This is a genomic window from Paenibacillus terrae HPL-003 (assembly GCF_000235585.1).
In the GTDB taxonomy this organism is placed as follows: domain Bacteria; phylum Bacillota; class Bacilli; order Paenibacillales; family Paenibacillaceae; genus Paenibacillus; species Paenibacillus terrae_B.
In genome coordinates this window covers 2,167,642-2,192,813 of the sequence record NC_016641.1, presented here as the reverse complement: position 1 = coordinate 2,192,813, position 25,172 = coordinate 2,167,642, and the positions used below count along the sequence as shown (strand labels likewise).

Below are 25,172 nucleotides of genomic sequence, written 5' to 3'. Positions count from 1 at the left end.
GCTACAATATATGTATTTGGACTATTGGTAGACAGGACTAATCGGTAACAATAAAGCGCGGCTTCCAAAAAGCCGGGAAGCCGTGCTGTGCTGTGCTTACGATTGTAAGGATGCTGGTGAAGGGCATTGCGCCCTCGGGCTACACATTACGAGTGCGTCGAAATAGAGTTTTGATGGGTTTTACAAGGCTCCTGTAGCCTATCCAACAATAAACAAGGTTCTGTCAGGTATTACAGATATCCGTATTTTGGTAGGAGATTGGATAGAAGAAAAGTCAGGATAAAATGAGCAAAATACCCTGTCGTAGAGAACAGGGTATTTCGCTTTATTTAGAGTATTCACTTACTTCAAACGTCAGAATGCGATCATACAGCATGTAGTCCTTTCGGCTGCTGAATGCGCCTTTATTGTTGTCATGCTTGTTAATGGCGTATGAAGCCGATCCAGTTCCTGCCTGCTTACCCTCATACCAAGCAATGAAGTCGTTGACCTCTTTCATGCTTAGATCGAATTCTTTCTCCAGACCCGTTGTCATAGTGATCACCAGTATGGCACGGTTTCCTGAAGGTTGTGTTGGCTCTGATGGCTCAGGGCCAGGCTGGGAGGGATTATCTGTTCCTGGATCAGGCTGCAATTCCCCCTGTGGTGTTGCAGATGCTTCATTTGAATTGTTAGTCTCATTACCATCATTAATAGCTGATACAACATAATAATATAACGTACCATTTGTAACATTTGTATCCGTATATGTCATAGTTTTAATATTTGTTGCAATCGTTGTATAGGGGCCACCAGGTGTAAGGGATCTTTTAACGTTATACCCCTTTGAAATAGTTGCAGACTCCCAAGAAAGATTTATTTGACTTTTGTCCCCAGTTGCAATGAGATTTTCTGGAGCAAAAGCGTTATATCCTAAAAATTGAAGCTCACCAATTGTCGTTTGGTTGAAGCCATTGTTCTTATTTACGTTAATCCTGTATGTAGCATATGCATTTTTATTTACAAAACTGAATGATTTTTTTCCACTAGCCGTCCATCCGGAAATATTATTACGGGTGTCAAGGACAACCCATTTTTTTGAAACTTCATCGAAACCTTCAAATGTCCATTGTCTTAGTGCGCTTTGTGATGCATGTGACGTAGTGGCACTTGCAGCAATAATATATTTATTCACGACTAACGGAGAAGGAAAAGTATAAGAAAGCCACCCTGTTTGCACATTTGCTGACGTACTCCAATCAGCATAATTAATATCATCAAAAGCCAAATACGGCTCTGCCTTAAAATTCGGAATTTTATATACACTACTTGCATTCGCAATTCCGCTTGGTAAAGTATTGGATGTCATTTTAGGAATCAAATCACTTATGGTCTTGAAACTAAACGAATAACTTTGCTCGTTCGATACATTATTAGCATACACTAATGCTCCTTTTGGAATTTGAATTGTGTACATCATGTTATCCGAAAGTAAGTCATTAGGTATAATCTTTAATTTTGAATCATGAATGCTGTAAGTTGCATTGACAACATTCGTTCCGGCAGTAACTTTAATATCTTTGATATTGTTGCCTGTTCTAATATTTTGATTAAAGGTTATGATTGGTATTTTATTTATTGGTACATTGGATTCGTTTGTTTTAGGCTCTATACTTAAAATTTCCAACTCATTAACCGTTTGATTTGATGATTCTGCATAGATGCCTTGTACAGAAAAAATAGCCGCCAGTAAAAATACAATTAATCCTCTCGCAAATCCTTTTATCATATGACACCTCCAAAAGTATATTAAATCTTCTTTATACTAAGTGGAGAGTCATGTCGAAGTACCGCATAGCTTGTCGCAATACAAAAAAAGATCTAGCAGCTATGGAGTAATAGAGAGTAAATACTGCACCAAAAATTTAATTCCACAATTAAACTTATATTTGAATATATAGACATTAATGTTTAGACAACCCATATAAAAATTGCTAAACTCGCATAATAATAAATGCTTAAAGGAGAGATTAATTTGAAGCGAGTTATTACGTCATTATTACTATTGGGGTTATTTACTCTTATAGGCTTGAGTTCTTCAACATATGCTGCTACAAAAAACGTAGTATGGGAAAAGAGCCAGTCTGTTTCGGCCACCGTAGATTCAAATGGAACCAAAGCAAGTGTGGGAAAAACCAAAGGAAAATGGTATTGGGAAGTCACAGTAACAGCTCAAGCAAGTACCACAACTGGCATTGGTATCGTCGGTGAAGGTAAACAATATAATGGACCAGGTACAGGAGCTCTTCAGAACTGGATGTATTATGCTGCAAACGGAAATACTTTTCCGGGGATTGTTTCTTCTGGAACGACCTACACATTAAAGGATGTTATTGGTGTGGCTTTGAATATGGATGATGATAAAATCAGCTGGTATAAGAATGGTGTATTAGTTTATACAAGTACCTTTAAACCAAGCGATCTTCCAGGAGAGATTGTGACTCCTTCGATCACAGGTGGCTCAACTGGTAGCTTTTCGTTTGATACAAATTTTGGTGCGACTCCATTCACGTATAGTATTCCAGAAGGGTTCCTCCCCTACCAACAGCCTGAAAATTCAATAACTCTTTCTGCAACAGGTAATGAAGAAAATATTCAATTGAAGTGGGATGGAATACCAGGAGTTACGACTTATAAAATTGAAAGAGCGCTAACCCCTGGAGGTCCGTATGAAGAAATAGCCTCTGATATTTCTGGTACATCTTACACTGATAATAAAGTTGAAGAAAACACTACCTATTACTACGTAGTTTCAACAAATATCTCATCTACGGATCAAGTTGTATCAAATGAAGCTAATGCTACTACTTTAAAGAAATCCACGCCTGATCCGTCTGAACCTACTGAGCCAAGCGAACCAGCACAACCAACTGGCGACCGTGCAATTCTGACTATAACAATGGACAATGGATTTGATAAGGAATTCGATCTGAGCAAAAAAGAACTGAATGCCTTCATCGCTTGGTATGATGCTAAAGATGCTGGCAGAGGTGCTTCCTTCTTTGCCATCGACAAGCACAATAATAACAAAGGTCCATTCAGCAACCGCAAGGACTACGTAATATTCAACAAAATCCTTACGTTTGAAGTAAGCGAGTATTCAACTAAATAAACAGTAAGAAGGACTTCCAGCTAAATACCTGTGAAGTCCTTTTTTACATCTCTCTAAATTCAAACTGCTTATGTAAGAAATAACAATCTCCATGATATCCTCATTTAACGGCTGGACAACATATACTCTTACTCGGCTTAATGCAACTGGAATAGCTCGATATTCAACTTCAACACTTTATTACCCTATCGACAAAACCCAATAATCGCATAGGTTATTGCCAAATGCGATCATTGGGCTCAACATTTTACCATCCTTAAAATTGAGTCAAGTGAAGTTGTATTATCCAACAATTCTTTTCACAAATTAAACCCAACATGCTTTAGTGATTATAACCAACAGAATAAAGAGCACCAAAATTGCAGCTGTAGAAGTCCACATACCGCCGCCATATGCGCCTGTGCCTTCATATGCACCCATGTCTTTAACCTCCTTTATTTGTGGTACATTTTAATATATGTATACACATGTTCTGTGACAGGGCATGCAGGTAAACAAAAACAGTACCCTACCAGCTTAGCTAGTAGGGTATTTACTATCCCAAACGCTTGGGATTATTCCTGTCGGAAGAAAAGTTCAGAATTGTCTGTAGTGGTGTCGGTTCCCGCAGATTTTCCATCCACATAAGCCTGGCCAGAATGTAAGCAACAACCGCACCGAACGCACCGATTACGCCAGTCACTTGAATAACTGTGTCATTGTTTGCCCCAAACGCAGTAAGCAAGCTTGTGATCAGTGCGGCCAGCAGCGCCCAAAACTTACGAGAAGACAGTTTCCGTTTCCAATCCGTCATTATGCAGCACCTCCCTTTTTGCTGAATACACCAGCCCGGTCGAGTAAAGTGACCAGTCTGTAAAAGTCGTAGCTACCATCATTCGCCGTATCCAACACACCTGCAGCCTTTGCGTTAATACACGCTTGTTCCGCCCAAGCCGGTACTTTCGCGAGTTTATTTGCGGATTCCAGTGCAATCACACGTTTTTGTAGCACATTAAATGCTGCCTTTTCTTCTGCTGTCATAGGCTCATCATCTCCCGTTTTAAGTGAGTTAATCTTAGCCAGCACAGCGTCGAGCTGCGCTTGAGTTGGGCGCTTACCTGCCCGGAAATCTGCCGTAGAAAGGCCAAAGACCATCTGGAGGTGGGGCATGTCTTTAAAACTGCGCCAGTCGCCGCCCCATTCGAAGCCCAGCCGCTTTGCTTCTTCGACGACTTCGCTCCAATCTGGTAGCGAATCCTTATCATCGTCGCGCAGCGTGTCCCACGATACCGTACGACCATCCCGAAGTAGCAACGCAAAGTCGATTGCGTACCCGAAGTTATGAATCGAATAGCCTCCGCGTGCTTTCGTCACGACTTGTCCTGACTTAGTGCGTCCTTGAGCATACAGAGCATCCTGCTCCGCATACGTTCGTAATCCTTGCGTGATAATGATCCATACAGCTCGGTCATAACATCGATCAATGAGGCATTCAGTTGCCTGACGAATGACCGGGTGGAGCCCAAACAGTCGCTTCTCAGATTTTCTCTTTACTTGCTCCAGTGTCAGCAACTTTTCCATCTCCCTTCTCATTCAGTTGATGCAGAAACTGGTTCAGCTTAACATGGTAAAGGCACATCCATTGCGCCCAAAATCTCGGCCAATGATAATCCTTCACGACCAGCATAAAAATAGATTATCGCTGTCCACTTTCTTATTTTTAATTGCTCCTGCAACACCAGAAATATAATCTAACGCCATCAATATAAGCAGCACCTGCAGTGGTTTATCACCGTGCATCTAAAACTATCTACTCTTGGTAAAAGAATCCCACCTCTCCCATACACAACCTTTGCATTTTTTTGGCTGTTTGGGCGATCCTTTCAAAAGTCAATAAAAAAGCCACCCAAATGAGTGACTTATATCTGCCTATGTATTTATAGCACCAAAGTAACACAGTCGCTTATTTAAAAACATTTGTACTTAGTAACTAGAGAGGAAGAACAAGACCATTTTACAAATTGCTAAAAATGGTCGTCAAAGAACAAAAGCCGGACAATACCGGAAAATGAACAATTAAGCCCTGGTAAGCTGGCTTTTGCTCACTTTCTCGATCTTACTTGTCCCACACAGTACGCTTTCTCATACCTTCATCATTTTCCAATGCTTGGATACATTCATGTGGGTTATTCTCTTTGTTCTCCTTCATCTCATAGACGCTAGCCCAATCCCCAACGGCACCCACATTCTCTCCCATAAACTTTCCTGATATAGCCACTTGTAGCATCAAAGTCTTTAAACTCACTTCTTTTTCTCCAAGATATCAAATTAATCACCACTCCTTTTTTAGTACCCAGGAATTCATCGGAATTCTTCTCATAAAAAAGTAGACCGGCATTATGACGATCTACATACTATAAAAAAAGAGAGCACCTTAATAGGCACTCTCTGAAATGTTAAAGTACAGCAGCAATTGTTATTTCACTATTTTCAAATCTCTCTAAAAACTTCTTCCCATTAATCAAAGATTTGTCGACCATCTCTTCATATGTTTCAAAAGTAGGGGTTATTGTTTTATTTTCACAAACAAGTACGAGTCCTCCCTTGTGAGAGAGAAAAGCATACAATTTATCTTGATAATAAAATTCAATTTCCCTGTGCTGTTGAAAAAATTCTATGATTTCTTGATAAGTAATTTCATTTTCACTCATTTTTTTTGTCTCACCTACATTCTTCGTCCGTTTACCCATTTATGACGATGTGGAAAGTAAACTAAAGGTTTGCAGACTGTTTGCATTCCCCTCACTTCAACAAAAAAGCGCGGCCTCCAAAAAGCTTGGAAGCCGCGCTGTGCTTGAGTTTCATAGGATGCTGGTGAAGGGAATTGAACCCCCGGCCTACGCATTACGAGTGCGTTGCTCTACCCCTGAGCTACACCAGCGGGTCAGTGTAGACTGACAACAAAAACTATTATACTCTTCCTTACATAAAAATCAATGACTTACATCCAATTTTTCAGCTAGGATTTGGATTTAATTCGGTCACGTTCCCTGTCCCGGTGCCGGATAGTTTATCTGCGACGGAACGAAGCTTTTGGCCGCTGGAGGAAGGCTTGTCACGGCGGTCGTCAATTTTGACCGAGGTGGAGACGCGCTTCGCTCCTGATAGGAATGGCGCTTCGTGCAGCGCAGCGATAGCAGTGAAAACATCATCCAGCGTACCTTCAATAATTGTGCTCATGGAGGTAAGTTCGTAAGTAATTCCTTTTTGCGTCTTCAGCACTTTCTGCATCTGTGCAACATAGTCGCTCAGGCTGGTACTGCCTGTTCCAATCGGGATTACGGTTACTTCTGCAATAGCCATCGTTGAGTTCCTCCTTCAAGTGATGAGGCATCCATCTTTTCGCAAAAGGGTCATATGTATGCTGCTTGTTTCTTCGAAATCCTTCCTTACAATCTATTGTACCGTTCACACGACCTCAATTCAAATACAACCCGCGACCTCTCTTCATTTTTGGCGTTTCCATTCCTTTTCCTTTACGTATGGCTTCATATGTTGCTATAATACTCCTTGCGCTTATTTGAAATTTTAAGTTTCTCAACACAATATGTTGGGTTAAATATTTATAAGACGTCTAAATGTAGTGATGTAGCCGATAAATCTCATGGGAACCGTTTTCACGCCCGTTCATTGGCAAGCGCATCGCTATTTCTATGTTGTTGGATTACATACAGCCCCAAAATGCTGTCTGAACCAAGCAAGCAACCCGGAATTTTTCAGCGTCGTTTTTCATTTTCACTGTCATTTATTTTCAAGTATAAATCCCAAGTCAGGAAAGCGAGGAATTAATCCTATGCCACAACTCGTAACGAAACCAAACAACCGCCAGTTGGCTTTTGATGAAATACGCATTTCCGTTTATGCCGACCGTGTGCTCAGCGGATTGGATAAGCTGGATAAAGATCGCCTGATCCGCGGTGTGGTCAGCAAGCTGCGCCGGGACGAAGTCACGGGCGACGAAATCAGCAACGCGTTTGCGATGGCTGCGCTTGAACTGGTCAGCAAGGAAGAACCAGACTGGAAATTCGCCGCTTCGCGTGCTTTGCTCACATCCTTATATAAAAAAGCGGCCACTCACCGCCGTTACAAATCCTATGCGGACGAGCCTTACGGCGCTTTTTATCCGCTGATTACGGAGTTGATCAAGAAAGGCATCTATCGTCAAGAGCTGCTCGATTACTACACCAAGGAACAAATCGACGAGTTGGGTGCATCTATTTTGCCGAAAAATGACCTGCTGTTCGATTACATCGGGCTGTTGACGCTATCCGAGCGTTATCTGGCGAACGATTTTGACGGACGCGTGATGGAACTGCCGCAGGAACGCTACATGATCATCGCAATGTACCTGATGCACAAAGAGCCTGCCGACAAGCGTATGGAGCTGGTGAAGGAAGCTTACTGGGCGATGAGCAATATGTACATGACGGCGGCTACACCAACGATGTCCAATGCGGGGAAAAAGGTCGCCGGACAGCTCTCCAGTTGCTTCATCGACACCGTAGACGACTCGCTGGAAGGTATTTTCGATTCCAACACTGATGTAGCCCGTCTCAGCAAAATGGGCGGCGGCATTGGCGTATACCTCGGTAAAGTACGGGCACGTGGCTCCGACATCCGTGGACACAAAAATACAAGCTCCGGGGTCATCCCGTGGATTCGCCAGCTGAACAATACAGCGGTCAGCGTAGACCAACTGGGTACACGTAAAGGTGCAATTGCCGTCTATCTGGACGTATTTCACAAAGATATTCTTGCGTTCCTCGACCTGAAACTGAACAACGGTGACGAGCGTATGCGTGCACATGATGTTTTCCATGGCGTATGTCTGCCCGATCTGTTCATGGAGCAGGTCGAAGCACGCGGCGAATGGAATCTGTTCTGCCCGCATGAAGTAAAGAAGGTCATGGGCTGGAAAGATGACAACGGCCGTCCAATGGGGCTGGAGGATTTTTACGATGAAAACTTGGGTACAGGTTCCTTCCGCGAGAAGTATGAGGAAGCGTCACAGCATCCAATTCTCTCCCGCATTACGGTGCCTGCCATCGACATCATGAAGCGCTTGATGAAATCACAGTTGGAAACAGGTACGCCGTATATGTTCTACCGCGATACAGTAAACCGGGCCAACCCGAACCGCGCCCATGGTATGGTGTATTCCTCCAACCTGTGCACGGAAATTATGCAAAACCAATCGGCGACCGTCGTGGAAAAAGAAGAACTGGTCACCAAGGACGGACAAACACGCATTGTCATTTCCAAAATCCCTGGCGATTTTGTCGTCTGCAACCTGAACTCCATCCATCTGGCTCGTGCGGTTCCGGCAGGTGTGCTGGACCGTCTCGTACCGATTCAGGTGCGTATGCTGGATAACGTCATAGATATCAATAATATTGAGGTGCTGCAAGCACAATATACAAACAGCCAATATCGCGCAGTTGGTCTGGGTACGTTCGGACTCCATCATCTACTCGCACTCGAAGGCATCCGTTGGGAATCCGATGAAGCGGTAACCTATAACGACCATTTGTACGAAAAAATTAACTATCTGGCTGTAAAATCAAGCATGGAGCTGGCGAAGGAAAAAGGCCGTTATACCAAATTTGAAGGCTCTGACTGGTCTACCGGGCATTATTTCACATCCCGTGGCTATACGGACGGTACGCGTGAAGGCAAATTTGTAACCACGTCCGAGTGGAGTGAGCTTGCGGAAGAAGTCAAGCAAAACGGTGTCCGCAACGCATGGCTGTTCGCCATCGCGCCTAACGGTTCCACGTCCATCATCGCGGGTTCTACGGCCAGCATTGATCCATTGTATGAATTGCTTTCCTATGAAGAGAAAACAACCTACAAGATCGCTAACCCTGCACCGGACTTGAATGAAAAAACAATCTGGTACTACAAAACGGCTTTCCTGCTGGATCAGCACGCTTCAATCAACATGGCCTCTGCCCGTCAGCGTCATATTGACCAGGGCCAAAGCTTTAACCTGTATGTGCGCCCGGATATCAAAGCTACTGAATTCCTGGAACTGCACATTCATGCCTGGAAATCAGGTATGAAATCAACCTATTATGTACGCAGCCGCGCACTGACGATTGAAGAATGCGATAGCTGCGCATCCTAAATTTTAAGGAGAGAATCTCCCATGCAGTTACAAAAGATTTTTAACACGGAAGCGCCTAACCGCTCTACCCGCATTATTGAAGGTGAAAACTCTGGTATCTTGAACTGGAACGATATTCGCATGCCGCATATGTACAAGCTGTACAAGGTGCTGCTGTTAAACCACTGGATTCCGGATGAAATCCCGATGTCCAAGGACGCGTCCCAATTTCCTACGCTGGATGCCGAAGAACAACGCACATTTAAAATCAACATCGGCCTGCTGGCCGTGCTGGATTCCATGCAAACGATGTTTGTGGGGGATGTAAAACGCTACTTTACCGATTCTTCACTGGAAGCTATATCGGCCATTATCGGGCAGCAGGAAGTCGTGCACAACCAATCCTACTCCTACGTGCTCTCCTCGCTGGTATCGGATCAGGAGCAGAAGGAAATTTTTGAATACTGGAAAAATGATCCTGTATTGCTGGAGCGTAATACATTCATCTCGGACATTTACCAGGAGTTCCGTGATGAGCAAAATCCGCAAACCTTTTTCCAGGCGATGGTGGCGGACTTGATTCTGGAGGGCATTTTCTTTTATAGTACGTTCGCTTTCTTCTACAATCTGGCCCGTGACCAGAAGATGATGTCGACCAGCCAAATGATCTCGTATATCCAGCGGGATGAAAATCAGCATTGCTACTTTTTTGCCGAAGTGTTCAAGCAATTGTTGTCTGATTTCCCTGAGCTGGACACAAAGGAAAATACGGAATATGTCTACCGCATGATCGACCGCGCAGTCGAGCTGGAAACGAACTGGGCGCACTACACGCTCAAAGAGGTTCGCGGCATCGACCTGAACGAACTGGGCGATTATATCAAGTACATGGCGAACATGCGCCTGAGACTGCTTGGGATGGATAAAGCCTACGAAGGCGTTGACGTAAACTGTATGCCTTGGATCAAGCCGTTCTCGGATGAAGCACTGAACGCGACAAAAACAGACTTTTTTGAAGCAAAATCGCGCAATTACGGCAAGGTCGGAGACGACAACGGATTTGACGATTTGTAATTAACCAGATACAGCCTTAACTCGGTATTTACCGGGCTAAGGCTTTTTTTCATGAGGAGTATTAAAACACACAAAAGACCCAAAAACTAAGCGCAAGGAGACCAGCTTCCTCTCCTCACGAATGATCCATATCCTTTTATACAAAAGCCTCGCTCAGAAAATCGTAAAGCAACTCTTTTTCCTCGTCAGAAAGATCCGAAATGGATTGCAGAAAGCGGGAAACTAGCTCCGTAATTTCAAGGCCCAATTCATCGTTTATCGTTTGTACAGCCATACCCAGCACCGTGCCGACAAACATGGTCATGCCCATTTCCTTGCTTGGCGCTGTAAGAACTATCTGCTGAATCCAGGGACCTGCTTTGCCCCCCAGCTTCTTCAAGTACATCAGAAGCAGCCCTATAATATAGGCGCAAAAATGGATTCTGACGCTGGTCTCAGGAATTTCAGTCCAAATTTTTCGTACAGCCTCATTGAGGCTTGTGTTGTTCAAATCCTTGAGCAATCCCGAGATGTTCTGGACGGTTTTTTTCCAATCCACCAGATCGACTAATTCATTCCTGGATTGGTTGAACAAATCCGAAGCTTTATCCGTAGGCACAAATACGACCTGAGATCGTCCGGTTACCTTGGCATTCACCTCGTAGCTGCGCGTAATAAAACCAAGCTTTTCAATTTCTTTCAGCATGTCATAGGCCGTCCATTTGCTAACGCCTAATGATTTAGCCAAGGCTTCGTAATGAATAGGTAAATTTGTCTTTTGATACAACTCCACTAATGTATGCAGAAATTGCAAACGACGTTTAGTAAGTGGCACGGTAGCGTTGTATACCTCCCTGTGTATCCTTTCGAATACGTTTTTGGGTTTTTTGTGTCTAAATCTTAGCACTGAATATCTATTTAATCAAGCCACAGGATCACTCCTGATTTCTCCGTACAGCGGGCTGCTCTTTGCATATTTTCTTTTTAATCCACCTGTGTTATATTTTTATTCATACTGTTTTTTGGTTTTTTTGGTCTTTAAGGTCTTTTGTGTGATTATTTCATTGGAGGGAAACCTAAATGCAATCAGCTCTCAACCTGAACGGGGTTACAATAACAGGTACAGGATTCTACGTTCCGACCTCCCTGTTAACCAATTTGGAATTAGCCGCATCTCTGGACACATCCGATGAATGGATCAGCCAACGAACAGGCATCCGTCAGCGATATATTGCAGAAGCAACCACGGACACCTCTGACCTTGCCGTTGCTGCTGCAATCCAGGCTTTAAGCCGTGCCCATGTATCCCCGGAAGATGTGGATCTCATTGTCGTGGCGACTTCAACTCCTGATTATGCCTTCCCCTCCACCGCCATGCTGGTCAAGCAAAAGCTCGGGAGCCGTGCACCTGCATTTGACTTATCAGCAGCCTGCTCCGGTTTTGTGTACGCCCTCTCGGTCAGCAGCGACATGATGAAATCGGGTGCCTACCACAACGTTCTGGTGATTGGAGCGGACAAGTTCTCCAAAATCATAGATTGGCAGGACCGTAATACTGCTGTCCTGTTTGGAGATGGAGCAGGCGCTGTCGTCCTTCAATCTCGCCCCGGCGCTTTCCCGTGCTTCTCCTTGCTAGGCTCGGAAGAACGTGGAGCAGAAGCGCTGACATCCCCGGTTACAGGGCCCATCACCATGCAAGGTCGAGAGGTTTTCAAGTTTGGGGTGCGTATTGTGGAATCCATGCTAACTAAAGCTCTGGAAACATTGAAATTAAGCATTGATGATATTGCTTTAATCATTCCACATCAAGCCAACATTCGAATCATCGAGAGTGCCGCTGGCAAGATGAATATTCCAATGGATAAATTTTTTGTGAATATCGAAAATTACGGAAATACATCAGCAGCTTCTATTCCCATTGCGCTTGCGGAAGCGATGGAACAACAACGCGTTCATCCTGGTGATATTGTGATGCTAATCGGTTTCGGCGCGGGTTTGGCATGGGGCGTACAAGTTATTCAGATCGCATGAATTCTCTACTTTACAGAAAAAGCCTTGACCCAGTTCTATGAACCAGCTTTGCCCTTTGGGGATGGATTCAATAGAAACGGGATAAGGCTTTTTTTGCACTGCCCAGAACCTGAGAAGTTCACTTTCGTTCGATGTGGTGCATACATATACCCTAGAAACATGTAATCCAATCCATAGCTCCACAGTATATCAACGCTGCTCACGATGGAGGCATTAACGCTGTTTTTACTTGCTTTGTATAGGAAGGGAAGCCGCCCGTATGCTGGAGCATTTCGATTTCACGCAAAATACGTGGTAAGTCAGCGACCGAGTTCATGACGATGTGGGCTCCTGCCCTTTTTAATCCATATACGCTCTGTCTGCGCCGTTCCTCAGCCACTCTATCGCCGGTTTCACGGCTAGTTGCTTGCGACGTGGTCAGCGCACCTTCGTTATGATTCAGCACACCTATTGTCCACACACCAGCATTCCTGCCCTCTTGCATATCCGCTGACGTATCTCCTACTTTCACAATATCGCTAAGCGGGAAAACCTGTAAGCGGTGTGCAATCTCATAGATCATCCATGGATAAGGGCGCCCTTGCGAAACTTCACAGGGAGCTACTGTGCAATCCAGTGCATATGGGGACTGTGCAGGCGTAAAAACGTTGCCCAGCATCTCCATCGGGCAAGATGCGGTAGCGCCTGACTGAATCCGACGTTCCTGCAACTCATTTAGGGCTTTATCGATACCGAAAGTGGGCTCAGCTCCTTGGATCAAAGAACGGAGAACAGGCACAAGTTCAAGATAAATATGCTCAATATCCGTTCTCCCGGGATGCGTACCGAAGCAATCCAGCCATTGTTTCCGAACCTCTGAAAGTGCCAGCACATTCGCAATATGATCACGGATCGGTAATCCTCGCCCATGAGACGCCTGTTCTTCCGTTACCTGTACACCCTTCCATCTGAAAATATCACGTATTCCCTGGATTAAGCCTCGTCCTCCGGGGTCCAACAATGTACTTTCGAGATTAAAAATAACCGCTTGTATCATGCAATCCCCGCCTTTTTCGTAACGCGGCTATCCGCTGTCATTATTTCTTAGGACCATGATACACAGCTAACGTAAAATGAAATGCCATAAAGCGTCAGCAGAGTGTAATTGAAATAAATTCCTTGACTGGTTGCAGATTACTGATTGTCATGAAGTGTACTAAGGAGGAATCGCAACATGAGACATCCATGGAATGAATATAATCCCAAGATGCCTTGGCGGATGGAGCTGGGTTGTTATGCGCTGAACAAACTGGCTTGCGGAGGACTGGTGTTTGGTCTGATATGGGCCTATTGCTATATTGCAGAGGCGATGACGGGGATTCCTGCAACCATAGCAGGCAATAGCGGTGAGCTGACCGCGCAGCTATGGGCATATGGTTTTGCCCTACCGGCAGCTCTTGCCGCCGATGCGCTGCACGACCTCTTGCCCTGGCTGCGAAAACCGGAGCGGCTCATCCTGTACCTTGCCGCAGGATTCAGTATCTTCCTCCTGCTAGGTTCTTTTATATCCCCTGAAGGAACGGGCGTCTCATGGAGCAACGGCATCGCGGGTACCGTGATTACATTACTGTATTATCGGGGAAGGCATTATGCGGGAAGACCCTGGCTGAGCCGTGGTTTTGGGGTACAGATCATCCTGGCCTTCCTTCTGCCCTTGCTGTTATGGTCTATAGGGCTTCAATAATGTCACCTGCAATGACCGAGGCGGCATGCTCGCGATGACGCGCGGCTGTTTCTCCGGCCACGCCGTGCAAGTACACGCCGAAGGCTGCTGCCTGTGAAGCGTTCAAGCCCTGCGCCAGCAAGCCTGCGATGATCCCTGTCAGCACATCACCTGCGCCGCCTGTCGCCATCCCGGCGTGGCCTGTCGTGTTGACATAAACCGTTCCGTCCGGGCACGCAATGACGGTACGCGCTCCCTTGAGCACCAGCGTGACCCCGCGTGTCCGGGCATACTGCCGGGCATGGGCGATGCGGTCACGCTGCACCTCGGCCGTCGATAGGCCCAGCAGACGGGCCATCTCGCCGGGGTGCGGCGTCAGTACAACCGCCGCGCCCCTCGGCTTCCAGGCATCAAGCTCTGGCCCCGCCGCAGCGAGAATGTTCAGGGCGTCCGCATCAAGTACGAGCGGGCCGCCGTATTCTTCCCACAGGCGGCGCAGCCAGCCAGTGTCTCCCGCGAAGCGGCCGAGGCCGGGGCCGACGGCCAGCACATCGCGCGCCTGCGCGAGCTGTAGCAGCTCATCCGCGGAGCCGGCGTTCCACTCGCCGTCTCCACCTACGGCTGCGGCAGCGAGCATCAGTTCCGGCGCGGCTCCGATGAGGCGCGGCAGCAGCGCCTCGGGCACCGCCCACGTCACTAGGCCGCTGCCAATGCGCAAGGCGGCACGTGCGGCCAGCAGGCCCGCGCCGCTCATACGCAGGCTTCCCGCGGCGACGAGGACATGGCCGTAGGTGCCCTTGTGCCCGTCCGGCACGCGGCTGCGGCTCACGTCCACGCCCAGCGCTTCGCGCAGCGTATCGCGGGTCAGGAGCCGTAGCTGTACGCCGCGCTCGCGGGCAAGCCCGGGCGGAATGCCGATGTAGCGTACCGTTACATCGCCTGCGGCCTCGGCGCCCGGGTATTGGACGAGCCCACGCTTCAGGTAGGCGAGGCATACGGTGACGCGTGCACGAATGCACGGCTCGTACAGCGCACCTGTGTCGGCGTTGAGGCCGCTGGGCACGTCTACCGACACAAGCGGCACGCCGCTGGCATTGGCCTCGCGAATCAGCGAGGCATAGGGTTCGCGCGGCAGGCCTTGTGTGCCCGTGCCCAGCAGGGCATCGACGATGCCGAAGGCGCCGCGCAAGTCGAAGGCATCCCGGCCGTAGACAAGGGTCGGGATGTGCAGAGCCGCGATGGTATCGCGTTGCACCGCTGCTTCGCCGCGCAGCGAGTCCGGCGACTCAGCGTACACAACGGTGACGCGCAGGCCCGCATCCGTTAGATGACGGGCCGCCACCAGTCCGTCACCGCCGTTGTTGCCTTTGCCTACGAGAATATACCAATGCTCCCGTTCAGCATAGGCTGGGCCCTCATCATAGCCTTGCTCGGCAGCACCTTGCCCCACTCGATATCTGCGTTCCGTACCGTAGGCTGAATCTGCGTGGCTTCCGGAGAAGCTCTTATGGCTCCATCCACTTTCCACAGCGCAGAGCTTCAATACCTCGTCAGCTATCGCACGCCCGGCATTTTCCATCAAGGTAAGGGCCGGGATGCCCAGCTTGTCAATCGTATACCGATCCAGTTGCCGCATTTCTTCGGCGGTCACAATATACATGCTTCTTCGCCTCCCGTAGTGCCATCACTTTTTTAATACCCGACCGTAAAACGAGAATTTACAAATTCCCCTTCCACCAGCTCATCAATCAGGGCAACTGCATAATCCTCAACCGAGATGCGGCTGTGACCCAATTCATCAACAACTACATGGTCCAAGCCAATGCGAAACTGCCCTGTACGCCGTCCCGGCTCAATGATTGCGGCAGGACTGCAATATGTCCAGTCCACGTCCGCAGCACGATACAGCTCTAGTGCATCGGCATGTGCGGCTGCCAGTGGCTTGATTTCCTCTGGAAACTCGGCGGTATCCATCAGACGTTCACCGGTTTCCGTTTTCAGGCTGCCGGCTCCACCAACCACCAGTATGCGCTCTGCGCCGGAACGCCGGGTTCCTTCCAGCAAAGACCGTGTCGCTTCAAGCAATTCTTCCTCGGCTCCAAATTTGGGACCATAAGCGCTGATCATGGCATCATGTCCCTTGGCCGCGGCTGTTACGGAATCAGGATTCAGAATATCCGCTTGAACGACTGTCAAATACTCACTTTGCTCTGTTACACGCTGCGGATCACGCACCGCCGCCGTCACCTGGTACTTGCGTTTGATGGCCTCCTTCACCAATGCTTGACCAATGGTTCCTGTTGCTCCAAAAATAATGACTTTCATCTGACCTTGCCTTCTTCCTGTCTATGATTTACTTACTATTACTTATCCGCTTTAGCCTCAGCTTAAACCTGCTTGTCTTATAGCCCATCCGGCTGCCGCCAGTACATTCCTTCCGATCTCGGACTGACCAACTGGAAGCCGAATTGCGCATACAAGCGATCGGCTGGCTTGTCTGCGATCAGCGTCGCAAAGCTACCCGCCGGAACCTCCGGTACTCCTCTACAGATGGAATGACGTACTCCACGCGAAGCTGCCCGTCCGGGTGATTCGATCTTCTATGATGTTCTGCGGTATTTTCTATATGTTCGTTCATGCTGAATCTCCCCTCCCTGCTTGTAATCTTGTCTATTTTACCAAAAAATACTTCATATATCTCTGTCAGACGTGACCAAGCCCTTGAAATGCCTGTGTGGTCTGTGCAATAGTGTAGGAAGAACAATGGAAGGAGGGATTGCGGGTGTCCCCGACGGACTTCGCGGCATTGGCCGCATATATCTCACCCGGTCTGATTGCCATCCTGCTGGCATTGTCTTTGCTGGTATGGCTGTATGTTCACAGCGCAGCCCAGCTTCGCAATTCGCGTCAGCAGCGGCTGAATGAATTACAGGAGTCGCTACGTATCTACGGACGGTTGGCAGGCTATCTTCAAGCCTCCACTCAGTACAGCTTAAGCAGCAACGAAACACGCCAGCATCAGAGTGGACTGATTCATGCCCTTCAGGAAGCGAAGGCTGCTCCCTATTTAACTCCTCACCTTCAGGAACAGGTTCAGGCATCTCTAAGAGAATGTGACGCATTCCGCAGGGAGTTGCTTCTCAAATCCCTGGAGCGCGAAATGAACAAACTAATCGACGAACGTCGGCTTGTTCTGCTGGAATCGCATGCTCCGGGCTGGGGTACGGCTTTATGGAAGCTGCTGCGTCCCGCAGCCGGGCCGTTGGCGCTGGCGGGTATAGTGTGGCTAATCTCACGGCTGATTGTGGAACTCATGTCGTATAGTACTATCTATCCTAGTCTGCCCGAAGCTGTGTCATCTGCCTCATGGCTCATATGGTGTACATGGATGAGATTTGTTTCCGGCTTGATCGCCCTGCTGTACGTATATCGGTTGATGACCCTGCGCAGACAAAATGATCTGGATGTGACGGCATCCCATTTTCCAACGAGCCTGTTGTCTATAGTGATCGCCGTCATTGCCCTGTTTCAATGGATCGGACCGGAAGCTTCTCCCTACATACTGGCTGTGCAGCTTGTCCTGTTTTTGATCGGCTTCCGGCTCACCCGAGGCCGCTCACGGAGTGATCGCCCTTATGTTGGTCATCCCGGCTTGATGAAGGCCGATCCTACTCAACATCAGGAAATGCATACGACAGACAAAGACAGAACGTCCGACTCTTCTTTGGCGGAGGAACATAGCCGTTCCTAAACGGCAAGCGACGCAAGATCGTATACAGCATGAACGTTAAAACCACATCCCATCACAGGACATCCCGACAGACACCAAATGGTTTTATGGGGTGTCCTGTTTTTTGAACAATTTTAGACTTTTTGAAGGGTTAAGCTTGTGCCATCAATCAAGGAAAGGGTATATTGTTTATATAAATGTAAATCATATCGTTTTTTATGTATGAATATTGAAAAAAATCCATATATGTTAAACTATCATCAATTGTTGATGTGCGTTAGAATTGGAGGAACTATGCAACTGGACATTTCTGAAAAATCACTTCCCGTATATGAAGCGCTGGCCAGTGAGGTTCGGCTGAACATGATTGTTCTGCTTGCGGAGAAGCCTATGAATATACGCGAGCTGGCGGAAGCACTCGGACTAAGCAGTGCCATCATGACCATGCATGTCAAAAAGCTGGAGAGAGCGTCCATTATTTCGACCAAAATGCTGCCCGGGCGCGGTGGCGTTCAGAAAGTATGCTCGCTGGCTACGGACAAAATTGAAATAGCCATGCCCCGCTATCAGCAGGATGTACGGCAATTTCATCAGACGGAGATTTCCGTCGGGCACTTTACGGATTTTGAAATTCAACCGACCTGCGGGCTGGCTACCGTCGAGAAAATTATCGGAGAATTCGACGAGCCTCGTTCATTTCTGGATCCTGAGCGCTTCAATTCCAAAATTCTGTGGTTTAGTCAAGGATATATGGATTATAAGGTACCCAATTTCCTCCTGTCCAGCCAAAAGGCCGAGGAACTGGAAATTTCGATGGAGCTATCGTCCGAGGCCCCTTTTACCAATGACAACTGGCCTTCGGACATTACCTTTTTCCTGAACGATGTGAATCTCGGGACTTGGACCAGCCCGGGAGATTTCGGCGATAACCGTGGGAAATACACACCTGCATGGTGGCCTGATTTTATCAACCAATACGGTCTGCTCAAAAGACTTCGCGTTACGTCTAAGGGTACCTTTATGGACGGCAAGCAAATATCTGATGTGACCTTAAGCCAGCTGCTGATTGATCAGAAGCAATGGAAATTCCGCATAGCCATTCTGGATGATGCCCAGCATGTTGGAGGGGTTACCCTGTTCGGTACTGGATTCGGTAACTACAATCAGGACATTCTGTTCCGCTTGTACTACAAGCCTGCGGAAAACCATACGAAAACAGCAACAGTGGAAGCTGGCGACAGCAGCAAATAAACTTTCTGAGCCTGTTCTTCTCAGACCCTAAAGCACGGCCCTTTGCCCCATGCGTTCATGGCGAGCAAAGCGCCGTGTTTTATTTTTTCATCTTCTTCTAACATGCCTTTTTGCCATACGCTATGACTACCGCACAGGCTCAATGCATACAGGTGAAGGAACTTCCAGCACATATCCTGTTCGAGCCAATCGTCCGTCTTCGCTATGAATAGCAAAGGATACGATGTTATTTCCGTCCTGATTCGCGACAACCAGATACCCGGACAGAATGTTGAAGTTACGCGGCGTGCTGCCAAAAGTCTCCACCCATTCAACCGTCTCCAGCTTACCGCTGTCCAGATCGACATGGTACAGCACGATGCTGTTATGCCCCCGGTTTGACACATACAGAAAGCGTCCACAAGGCGTAATCCGAATGTCTGCCGCTGTATTTTCCACATCTAAGATGCCTTCCGGCAGCGTGGACAAGCTTTGTAGCAATTGAAGCTCCCCGTTGCGTTCGTTGTAGCTAAATACAGCGACAGTATTATTCAGCTCGTTAGCCACAAAGGCATAGGGACGCGAAGGATGAAAGACCAGATGACGCGGACCAGAACCGGGCGGCAGCTCTGCCTCACGATGGGTCACCAGCTTCCCGTCTTCCGTCAAACGATATACCACAATCTGATCCAGCCCCAAATCACATACCATTGCATACCGTCCTGAAGGATCAGGAATAATCGAATGCGGATGTGCCGCATCCTGACGGTCCTGGCGAACACCTGAGCCGCTATGCTGAACCTGCCCCGACATTTCCCCCAACCCGCCAGCTTCCGTCACCGGGAATACCACGGCATTGCCGCCTGAATAATTGGAAGCCAGCACATACCGTCCATTCGCTGTCACTGAGACATAGCAAGTGTGCGCTCCTTCGGTCCCTTTTCGATCCAATGGGTGCAGCTCTCCCGTCTGCGCATGTATCTGATACGCATACAGCTCGCCTTCCTCTGTCTCACTGGCGGCATACAGCTTGGTCCCATCCGAGTGCAACGCCAGAAATGAAGGCCGCTCGATTCCTTCCACGCCTCCAATGATACGCAAATCACCGTTTTCCACATGTAAAGCGCATACATAAATTCCTCTCTCATCGCGAGACGCATAAGTTCCTGTATAAAATAACTGTTCATTCCGCTTTTCCATCGGCTCTCGTCTCCTTTAGGCTGTTACCCATATTTTATCGAGCTGTATCTCATTCCTATGTCTTCCTTGTAAACTCACCATGCATTATTACCCACGATGCAGTCGTTTCATTAATGATTTCGCTATATATGCCAAAAAAGTCTCCTTCGGTGCGACCTGTGGTTCACAAGAACATCACATTTCGCACCAAAAGAGACTATGTTTACAGGAAAAATAACATTAAACCGCTGTCGTTTGCGTACCTTTGCTGTTCCATTTTACAGCCAGTCCCAAACTAAGGATGAGAATGATCGCCCCGAAAATGTACGGCAGATTGATATGCACCTCAAACAACGTACCCGCCAGCGCAGGTCCCAAAATATTACCGATACTCATATAGGCATTGTTCATCCCGGCTGCAACTCCCTGCTCATCCCCGGCCATTTTGGATAAAGCCGTATTAATGGCTGGTCGCAGCAACGACGTGGCGGTAAAGAAGATGAGCGATACCCCGAGTACATAATAAAAGTTGCCAGAGAGCAGCATAAGCACAAGAGAAATCGCGGAAAACAGAAAGGAGCCGATAATAACACCTTTTTCGCCAAAACGATTCAACAGCGGACTGATCACAACCGCCTGAATCACCGTTCCGACCAGCGCCCCTACCGTAATAATGATGGCAATATCACGCTCATTGTAATGAAACTTGCCTGTCACGAAGAAAGGAAACATCGTTTCAAAATGCGTCAGCCCAAAGGTTAGGGTGAAAATCATAATCAACAGCATGAAGTACGGCTTGCGAAAAGAAAGTGCAAACTGCTTAATGACATTGTCGCGTTTGACTTTAACATTCCGGAATTTCAACTGTTTATCCATCGACAAGGTTTCGGGCAGCAAAATCAACGAAATCAGGGCAGCTACACCCGATACTCCAGCCGAAACATACAAAGGCGTGCGTATCGAAACATCTGCCAGCAAGCCGCCCACGCCAGGGCCGATAACAAATCCAAGAGACATGGCCGCGCCCAACAAACCCATTCCCCGACCGCGATTGTGTACCGTCGTAATGTCGGCAATATAAGCCATCATCGGAGGAATCATAAAGGCAGCCCCTGCGCCTCCGAGCAAACGGGATATATATAGCATCGTCAACGAATGCCCTACGGCAAATAATACTGAAGAAATCGTCATGATCGCCAAACCGATAATGATCATTTTTTTGCGTCCGTATTTATCGGACCATTCACCAGCCAACGGTGAAAACAGAAACTGGGTCAAGCCGAACACGGCAACCAGGTAGCCTCCCGTTTCACCAGTGCCTCCCAAGGAACCCATGAATTTGGGGAGGATCGGAATGATGAGACCAATTCCCAGCATGGCAATAAACATATTAATCATCAAAATGACCAACGGTCCCATTTTTAATTGTGACTCTGACATGTTGCGTTTTGTCCTCCTAGGTTATTTATTTCGCATATGAAAATCTTATTTTGCAACTATTAGTTCAAAACTCTTCACTATATTAATAGACCCACGAGCAAATAACAATCATAAATTACATTAAAACATTACCAATCATCTGAAGCCGTTATATGGAAATATAATTGCTTCTTGAAAAATGGAAAAGTAGTCTTAGCAGCTTTCATTTGACATCGTAGAGCACGTAGATAACCCTTCTGCATTAATTATATACAAACATGCGTTCTATATGCAATGCACAAAAAAAGGAACTGAAAGCATAATACTGTCAGAATCCTAATTTTAAATTTAATGCAAAGGCGCTTGATCCCAATCTGCTATATGCAATTCGTAAAAGTTACCTAGTGTGCCACTCCGCAGACGGATGGTGCTTCGCTTGTACAGCACCATTCCGTCTATTCCGTTTTCCATGTACATTTTTTAGTTCAGCTTACATAGTTGGCTATGGCTACAGGCATTCCATTTTTTTACTTACACTTGGCAATTCAATGCCCACACTCACATAGAGTGCGACGTTGCGTGAAATGTTCGACGGGATTGATTCTGTATTATTTCAATCCACGCACTCATATAGAGTGCGACTTTTGTCGTCGCATCCAAAGATTCTACTTCAAAATTTCAATCCACGCACTCATATAGAGTGCGACTTACCTTCCTCCAGCAGAGGTAGATAGACCTGATCGAAATTTCAATCCACGCACTCATATAGAGTGCGACGCAGCGTCAAAAGACTAATGACTTACAACAACGGCTATTTCAATCCACGCACTCATATAGAGTGCGACTGCTCAATAATGTTGCTTATCGGTACTCCAAAATAGATTTCAATCCACGCACTCATATAGAGTGCGACTTATTCTGCGATAAGTTTTGATCCGGGCGCACAATTTCAATCCACGCACTCATATAGAGTGCGACGTGTACGTGGCTATAAAGGTATGGAGGGATAGAGCATATTTCAATCCACGCACTCATATAGAGTGCGACTCCAAAGGAAGCTTGTCATATAGTTCCTGGGGAAGATTTCAATCCACGCACTCATATAGAGTGCGACCTACCGTGGTGGTTATGTTTGAGACAACCCCCACGGTATTTCAATCCACGCACTCATATAGAGTGCGACTTGGAGTCTATGGAATCTATTATTGCTGATCTTATTTCAATCCACGCACTCATATAGAGTGCGACGCTTGTCCAAGATGTGGTGGCACAATGCATGACTGGATTTCAATCCACGCACTCATATAGAGTGCGACCAACTCTGGTTGGGTTGATATAGGCACATCTATAGTGATTTCAATCCACGCACTCATATAGAGTGCGACAGGTACGAAGATAACGACGGATGCAAGCAAACGTCAAATTTCAATCCACGCACTCATATAGAGTGCGACAAACTGGAATATCCCAAAACAGAGTGATAAGCAGTGTATTTCAATCCACGCACTCATATAGAGTGCGACTACCATCAAGGTGGAGCTATTTGCCCGACATGTGATTTCAATCCACGCACTCATATAGAGTGCGACCTTACCTACAAATTCCGTTGTGCTCGATCCGTCAGTATTTCAATCCACGCACTCATATAGAGTGCGACGGCCTCTCTGATAACTCTGTCCATTTCACTTTCTGATTTCAATCCACGCACTCATATAGAGTGCGACGCTCCAGGAGGACTGGCGTCCGGAAACGACAGGGGAATTTCAATCCACGCACTCATATAGAGTGCGACGGTCTATCAACTTTTCAAGAGTCAGCTTAAAAACCGGATATTTCAATCCACGCACTCATATAGAGTGCGACGAGAATCCAGTATCAGCGGGTATATGGCGACCTATTTCAATCCACGCACTCATATAGAGTGCGACTGGCTTTTTTATTGTTCATACATAAAACAGATTGGAGATTTCAATCCACGCACTCATATAGAGTGCGACATTAAAGAAAGCCTTGGCTTCATTTTTATGAATATTTCAATCCACGCACTCATATAGAGTGCGACGCCCGCGCATGATAAATTTAAACACCTGCAGATAATCAATTTCAATCCACGCACTCATATAGAGTGCGACCCAGCCCAACAACAACCACGCCCATGCCTACCAGCAAATTTCAATCCACGCACTCATATAGAGTGCGACAGCGAAAATGCAGTAATTCATACCCTAATGATATCAATTCCATACATTTCAGCAAAAAACGATGCCAAAAAAGCTTGAATCAACCATTGACTTCTAGTGAAGAAGCTGATTTTGATGTTTTTCGACAAATTTCGAGGTGCGAAGGATCCGGGGTTTTTATGTGAGCTTCACATTCGCACCTCACCATAAGAGCAGAATACTCATTTTATTTTCCCTTATACATATATCATAAATGAGCATAATAACCAATAATGGGGTGCAGATCCGGTGAATGTTTGGGCAAAAGACAAACTTCAATTGCATCTGCTTGGACCAACGTATAGGTCGCCTTCTTATAGCTAAAGCCTAAGCGGTACATGAGTAAGGATAGCGCATGATTTGTCCATCCAAAATCCACACACATTCCTTATTAGTGATCTTGGAATAGCTCCTGCATCATCTTTTCCTTGTTGTTCAGAAATTGTTTCATGATGATGAAATGATCGGTTTCCTCCAGCGTCCGGGTGTCTATTCCTTCATGTGTCAGGTGGTATAGGATGGAGTCGGGATAGGCCATCAAAATTGGGGAATGCGTAGAAATGATAAACTGTGAGCCCTGCTGCACCAGCTCGTGGATACGTGCAAGCATGGCCATCTGGCGCAGGGGCGATAGCGCGGCCTCTGGCTCATCCAGAATATACAGCCCCTGACCTCCAAATCGATGCAAAAATGCGGCAAAAAAAGACTCGCCATGCGACTGCTCATGCAACGATTTTCCTCCATAGGAGTCTCGAATGGGCCGGCCTCCTCCCTCCCGATCCAGCTCATCGATATGAGTCGCCAGATTGTAGTAGCTTTCTGCACGGAAAAAGAAACCGTCCCGCGGCTTGTGGGCTCCTCTCACCAGCCGGACATACTCATGCAGTGAGGAATGTGTGGCCTGTGTAGAGAAATTGAAATTTTTAGTGCCGCCCTCCGGATTAAATCCCCACGCGACCGCTATCGCTTCCATAAGCGTTGATTTACCCACACCGTTTTCTCCAACAATATAGGTAACAGACGGGTGAAATTTCAGCTCATTCCATTGATGCATGGCTTTTAAGTTAAAGGGATATTGGCTCTCGTCAGCATCCTGCGGCCACATCAGCTCCAATCGACGTACAAAAAGATCACGATCCCACATACTCATTTCCGTTCAGCTCCATTACCAAGCAAATGGCTAGGTTTTCCATCATTATATTGGAATTATTTACGACAATCAATCCGAAATCCGGCTTTCGTAACCCTTCTGTTGTTATTCAAGCGTTTAATACAGGTATAATATATAGTAGCCTGTTCATGGGCATGATATC

Annotated in this window: 23 protein-coding genes, 1 tRNA gene and 1 CRISPR repeat array; of the genes, 7 read left to right on the top strand and 17 right to left on the bottom strand. The window is 46.9% G+C overall.

Annotated elements, in window-relative coordinates; all coding sequences use genetic code 11:
- Window positions 1–325 precede the first annotated feature (325 nt).
- Entirely contained in the window at window positions 326–1,768 is a 1,443-nt protein-coding gene (locus HPL003_RS10040; RefSeq protein ID WP_014279514.1) for an Ig-like domain-containing domain, read from the bottom strand.
- A gap of 246 nt (window positions 1,769–2,014) precedes the next feature.
- Between HPL003_RS10040 and HPL003_RS10035 the strand changes: the two genes are divergently transcribed.
- Window positions 2,015–3,151, top strand: a complete 1,137-nt coding sequence (locus tag HPL003_RS10035; RefSeq protein WP_014279513.1) for an SPRY domain-containing protein — start codon at window positions 2,015–2,017, stop codon at window positions 3,149–3,151.
- A 306-nt stretch (window positions 3,152–3,457) separates the two neighbouring features.
- Here HPL003_RS10035 and HPL003_RS27470 read toward each other — a convergent pair whose 3' ends face one another.
- The 8 genes from HPL003_RS27470 to HPL003_RS10000 all read right to left on the bottom strand — a co-directional run bounded on the left by HPL003_RS27470 (window position 3,458) and on the right by HPL003_RS10000 (window position 6,493).
- Window positions 3,458–3,571 carry a hypothetical protein gene (locus HPL003_RS27470; RefSeq protein ID WP_014279512.1) on the bottom strand — a complete coding sequence of 38 codons (114 nt, stop codon included), beginning with the start codon at window positions 3,569–3,571 and terminating at the stop codon, window positions 3,458–3,460.
- 115 nt (window positions 3,572–3,686) lie between these two features.
- Complete coding sequence (locus tag HPL003_RS10030) at window positions 3,687–3,944, bottom strand: hypothetical protein (RefSeq protein WP_014279511.1); 258 nt, start codon at window positions 3,942–3,944, stop codon at window positions 3,687–3,689.
- The gene (locus tag HPL003_RS10025) at window positions 3,944–4,711 is read right to left on the bottom strand and encodes a M15 family metallopeptidase (protein ID WP_014279510.1); all 768 of its coding nucleotides are present in this window, start codon (window positions 4,709–4,711) and stop codon (window positions 3,944–3,946) included. The genes HPL003_RS10030 and HPL003_RS10025 overlap by 1 nt, the downstream gene beginning before the upstream one ends.
- A 93-nt stretch (window positions 4,712–4,804) precedes the next feature.
- Complete coding sequence (locus HPL003_RS29685; protein ID WP_238533501.1) at window positions 4,805–4,891, bottom strand: phage holin family protein; 87 nt, start codon at window positions 4,889–4,891, stop codon at window positions 4,805–4,807.
- A 355-nt stretch (window positions 4,892–5,246) separates the two neighbouring features.
- The gene (locus tag HPL003_RS10015; RefSeq protein ID WP_014279508.1) at window positions 5,247–5,435 is read right to left on the bottom strand and encodes a hypothetical protein; all 189 of its coding nucleotides are present in this window, start codon (window positions 5,433–5,435) and stop codon (window positions 5,247–5,249) included.
- Window positions 5,436–5,586: 151 nt separating this feature from the next.
- Window positions 5,587–5,841: a hypothetical protein gene (locus tag HPL003_RS10010; RefSeq protein WP_014279507.1), complete on the bottom strand. Its 255-nt coding sequence runs from the start codon at window positions 5,839–5,841 to the stop codon at window positions 5,587–5,589.
- A gap of 158 nt (window positions 5,842–5,999) precedes the next feature.
- Window positions 6,000–6,071: transfer RNA gene (locus HPL003_RS10005), tRNA-Thr, on the bottom strand.
- A 74-nt stretch (window positions 6,072–6,145) separates the two neighbouring features.
- The gene (locus tag HPL003_RS10000) at window positions 6,146–6,493 is read right to left on the bottom strand and encodes an MTH1187 family thiamine-binding protein (protein WP_014279506.1); all 348 of its coding nucleotides are present in this window, start codon (window positions 6,491–6,493) and stop codon (window positions 6,146–6,148) included.
- Between the two features lie 490 nt (window positions 6,494–6,983).
- On the opposite strand from HPL003_RS10000, the gene HPL003_RS09995 reads away from it, so the two are divergent.
- Entirely contained in the window at window positions 6,984–9,317 is a 2,334-nt protein-coding gene (locus HPL003_RS09995; protein WP_014279505.1) for a ribonucleoside-diphosphate reductase subunit alpha, read from the top strand.
- Window positions 9,318–9,338: 21 nt separating this feature from the next.
- A complete protein-coding gene (locus HPL003_RS09990) occupies window positions 9,339–10,370 on the top strand; it encodes a ribonucleotide-diphosphate reductase subunit beta (protein ID WP_014279504.1) in 1,032 nt (343 codons plus the stop codon).
- Between the two features lie 136 nt (window positions 10,371–10,506).
- On the opposite strand, the gene HPL003_RS09985 is transcribed toward HPL003_RS09990, so the two are convergent.
- The gene (locus HPL003_RS09985; protein WP_014279503.1) at window positions 10,507–11,184 is read right to left on the bottom strand and encodes a MarR family transcriptional regulator; all 678 of its coding nucleotides are present in this window, start codon (window positions 11,182–11,184) and stop codon (window positions 10,507–10,509) included.
- Window positions 11,185–11,429: 245 nt separating this feature from the next.
- Here HPL003_RS09985 and HPL003_RS09980 point away from each other — a divergent pair, with 245 nt between their 5' ends.
- Window positions 11,430–12,380 (top strand): beta-ketoacyl-ACP synthase III, encoded by a 951-nt coding sequence (locus HPL003_RS09980; protein ID WP_014279502.1) that lies wholly within the window; start codon window positions 11,430–11,432, stop codon window positions 12,378–12,380.
- A 199-nt stretch (window positions 12,381–12,579) separates the two neighbouring features.
- On the opposite strand, the gene HPL003_RS09975 is transcribed toward HPL003_RS09980, so the two are convergent.
- Entirely contained in the window at window positions 12,580–13,416 is an 837-nt protein-coding gene (locus tag HPL003_RS09975) for an HAD hydrolase-like protein (RefSeq protein ID WP_014279501.1), read from the bottom strand.
- 177 nt (window positions 13,417–13,593) lie between these two features.
- Between HPL003_RS09975 and HPL003_RS09970 the strand changes: the two genes are divergently transcribed.
- Window positions 13,594–14,103: a hypothetical protein gene (locus HPL003_RS09970; RefSeq protein WP_014279500.1), complete on the top strand. Its 510-nt coding sequence runs from the start codon at window positions 13,594–13,596 to the stop codon at window positions 14,101–14,103.
- On the opposite strand, the gene HPL003_RS09965 is transcribed toward HPL003_RS09970, so the two are convergent.
- From HPL003_RS09965 to HPL003_RS30175, 3 genes are all read right to left on the bottom strand, one after another.
- Window positions 14,087–15,742 (bottom strand): bifunctional ADP-dependent NAD(P)H-hydrate dehydratase/NAD(P)H-hydrate epimerase, encoded by a 1,656-nt coding sequence (locus tag HPL003_RS09965; protein WP_014279499.1) that lies wholly within the window; start codon window positions 15,740–15,742, stop codon window positions 14,087–14,089. The genes HPL003_RS09970 and HPL003_RS09965 overlap by 17 nt on opposite strands.
- A 32-nt stretch (window positions 15,743–15,774) precedes the next feature.
- Window positions 15,775–16,407, bottom strand: a complete 633-nt coding sequence (locus HPL003_RS09960; protein WP_014279498.1) for an NAD(P)-dependent oxidoreductase — start codon at window positions 16,405–16,407, stop codon at window positions 15,775–15,777.
- Window positions 16,408–16,585: 178 nt separating this feature from the next.
- Window positions 16,586–16,720, bottom strand: a complete 135-nt coding sequence (locus HPL003_RS30175; protein WP_274378191.1) for a hypothetical protein — start codon at window positions 16,718–16,720, stop codon at window positions 16,586–16,588.
- A gap of 144 nt (window positions 16,721–16,864) precedes the next feature.
- Between HPL003_RS30175 and HPL003_RS09955 the strand changes: the two genes are divergently transcribed.
- Both HPL003_RS09955 and HPL003_RS09950 read left to right on the top strand, forming a co-directional pair.
- Window positions 16,865–17,833: a flagellar export protein FliJ gene (locus tag HPL003_RS09955; protein ID WP_014279497.1), complete on the top strand. Its 969-nt coding sequence runs from the start codon at window positions 16,865–16,867 to the stop codon at window positions 17,831–17,833.
- A gap of 273 nt (window positions 17,834–18,106) precedes the next feature.
- Window positions 18,107–19,063 carry an ArsR/SmtB family transcription factor gene (locus HPL003_RS09950; RefSeq protein ID WP_014279496.1) on the top strand — a complete coding sequence of 319 codons (957 nt, stop codon included), beginning with the start codon at window positions 18,107–18,109 and terminating at the stop codon, window positions 19,061–19,063.
- Between the two features lie 126 nt (window positions 19,064–19,189).
- Here HPL003_RS09950 and HPL003_RS09945 read toward each other — a convergent pair whose 3' ends face one another.
- The 3 genes from HPL003_RS09945 to HPL003_RS09935 all read right to left on the bottom strand — a co-directional run bounded on the left by HPL003_RS09945 (window position 19,190) and on the right by HPL003_RS09935 (window position 25,009).
- On the bottom strand, window positions 19,190–20,242 hold the full coding sequence (locus tag HPL003_RS09945) for a lactonase family protein (protein WP_014279495.1): 1,053 nt from the start codon (window positions 20,240–20,242) through the stop codon (window positions 19,190–19,192).
- Between the two features lie 219 nt (window positions 20,243–20,461).
- A complete protein-coding gene (locus HPL003_RS09940; protein WP_014279494.1) occupies window positions 20,462–21,661 on the bottom strand; it encodes an MFS transporter in 1,200 nt (399 codons plus the stop codon).
- A gap of 521 nt (window positions 21,662–22,182) precedes the next feature.
- Window positions 22,183–23,841: a CRISPR direct-repeat array (repeat unit 32 nt; unit sequence ATTTCAATCCACGCACTCATATAGAGTGCGAC).
- Window positions 23,842–24,250: 409 nt separating this feature from the next.
- The gene (locus HPL003_RS09935) at window positions 24,251–25,009 is read right to left on the bottom strand and encodes an AAA family ATPase (RefSeq protein WP_014279493.1); all 759 of its coding nucleotides are present in this window, start codon (window positions 25,007–25,009) and stop codon (window positions 24,251–24,253) included.
- Window positions 25,010–25,172: the final 163 nt, after the last annotated feature.

Bases quoted from the DNA above. Each gene is read 5' to 3' on its own strand.
- HPL003_RS09950 (WP_014279496.1), top strand. From the start codon at position 18,107: ATGCAACTGGACATTTCTGAAAAATCACTTCCCGTATATGAAGCGCTG.
- HPL003_RS09995 (WP_014279505.1), top strand. From the start codon at position 6,984: ATGCCACAACTCGTAACGAAACCAAACAACCGCCAGTTGGCTTTTGAT.
- HPL003_RS09970 (WP_014279500.1), top strand. From the start codon at position 13,594: ATGAGACATCCATGGAATGAATATAATCCCAAGATGCCTTGGCGGATG.
- HPL003_RS09980 (WP_014279502.1), top strand. From the start codon at position 11,430: ATGCAATCAGCTCTCAACCTGAACGGGGTTACAATAACAGGTACAGGA.
- HPL003_RS09945 (WP_014279495.1), bottom strand. From the start codon at position 20,242: ATGGAAAAGCGGAATGAACAGTTATTTTATACAGGAACTTATGCGTCT.
- HPL003_RS10000 (WP_014279506.1), bottom strand. From the start codon at position 6,493: ATGGCTATTGCAGAAGTAACCGTAATCCCGATTGGAACAGGCAGTACC.
- HPL003_RS09935 (WP_014279493.1), bottom strand. From the start codon at position 25,009: ATGAGTATGTGGGATCGTGATCTTTTTGTACGTCGATTGGAGCTGATG.
- HPL003_RS10025 (WP_014279510.1), bottom strand. From the start codon at position 4,711: ATGGAAAAGTTGCTGACACTGGAGCAAGTAAAGAGAAAATCTGAGAAG.
- HPL003_RS09940 (WP_014279494.1), bottom strand. From the start codon at position 21,661: ATGTCAGAGTCACAATTAAAAATGGGACCGTTGGTCATTTTGATGATT.
- HPL003_RS30175 (WP_274378191.1), bottom strand. From the start codon at position 16,720: ATGAACGAACATATAGAAAATACCGCAGAACATCATAGAAGATCGAAT.
- HPL003_RS10010 (WP_014279507.1), bottom strand. From the start codon at position 5,841: ATGAGTGAAAATGAAATTACTTATCAAGAAATCATAGAATTTTTTCAA.
- HPL003_RS27470 (WP_014279512.1), bottom strand. From the start codon at position 3,571: ATGGGTGCATATGAAGGCACAGGCGCATATGGCGGCGGTATGTGGACT.
- HPL003_RS10030 (WP_014279511.1), bottom strand. From the start codon at position 3,944: ATGACGGATTGGAAACGGAAACTGTCTTCTCGTAAGTTTTGGGCGCTG.
- HPL003_RS09975 (WP_014279501.1), bottom strand. From the start codon at position 13,416: ATGATACAAGCGGTTATTTTTAATCTCGAAAGTACATTGTTGGACCCC.
- HPL003_RS09990 (WP_014279504.1), top strand. From the start codon at position 9,339: ATGCAGTTACAAAAGATTTTTAACACGGAAGCGCCTAACCGCTCTACC.
- HPL003_RS29685 (WP_238533501.1), bottom strand. From the start codon at position 4,891: ATGGCGTTAGATTATATTTCTGGTGTTGCAGGAGCAATTAAAAATAAG.
- HPL003_RS10040 (WP_014279514.1), bottom strand. From the start codon at position 1,768: ATGATAAAAGGATTTGCGAGAGGATTAATTGTATTTTTACTGGCGGCT.
- HPL003_RS09960 (WP_014279498.1), bottom strand. From the start codon at position 16,407: ATGAAAGTCATTATTTTTGGAGCAACAGGAACCATTGGTCAAGCATTG.
- HPL003_RS09965 (WP_014279499.1), bottom strand. From the start codon at position 15,742: ATGTATATTGTGACCGCCGAAGAAATGCGGCAACTGGATCGGTATACG.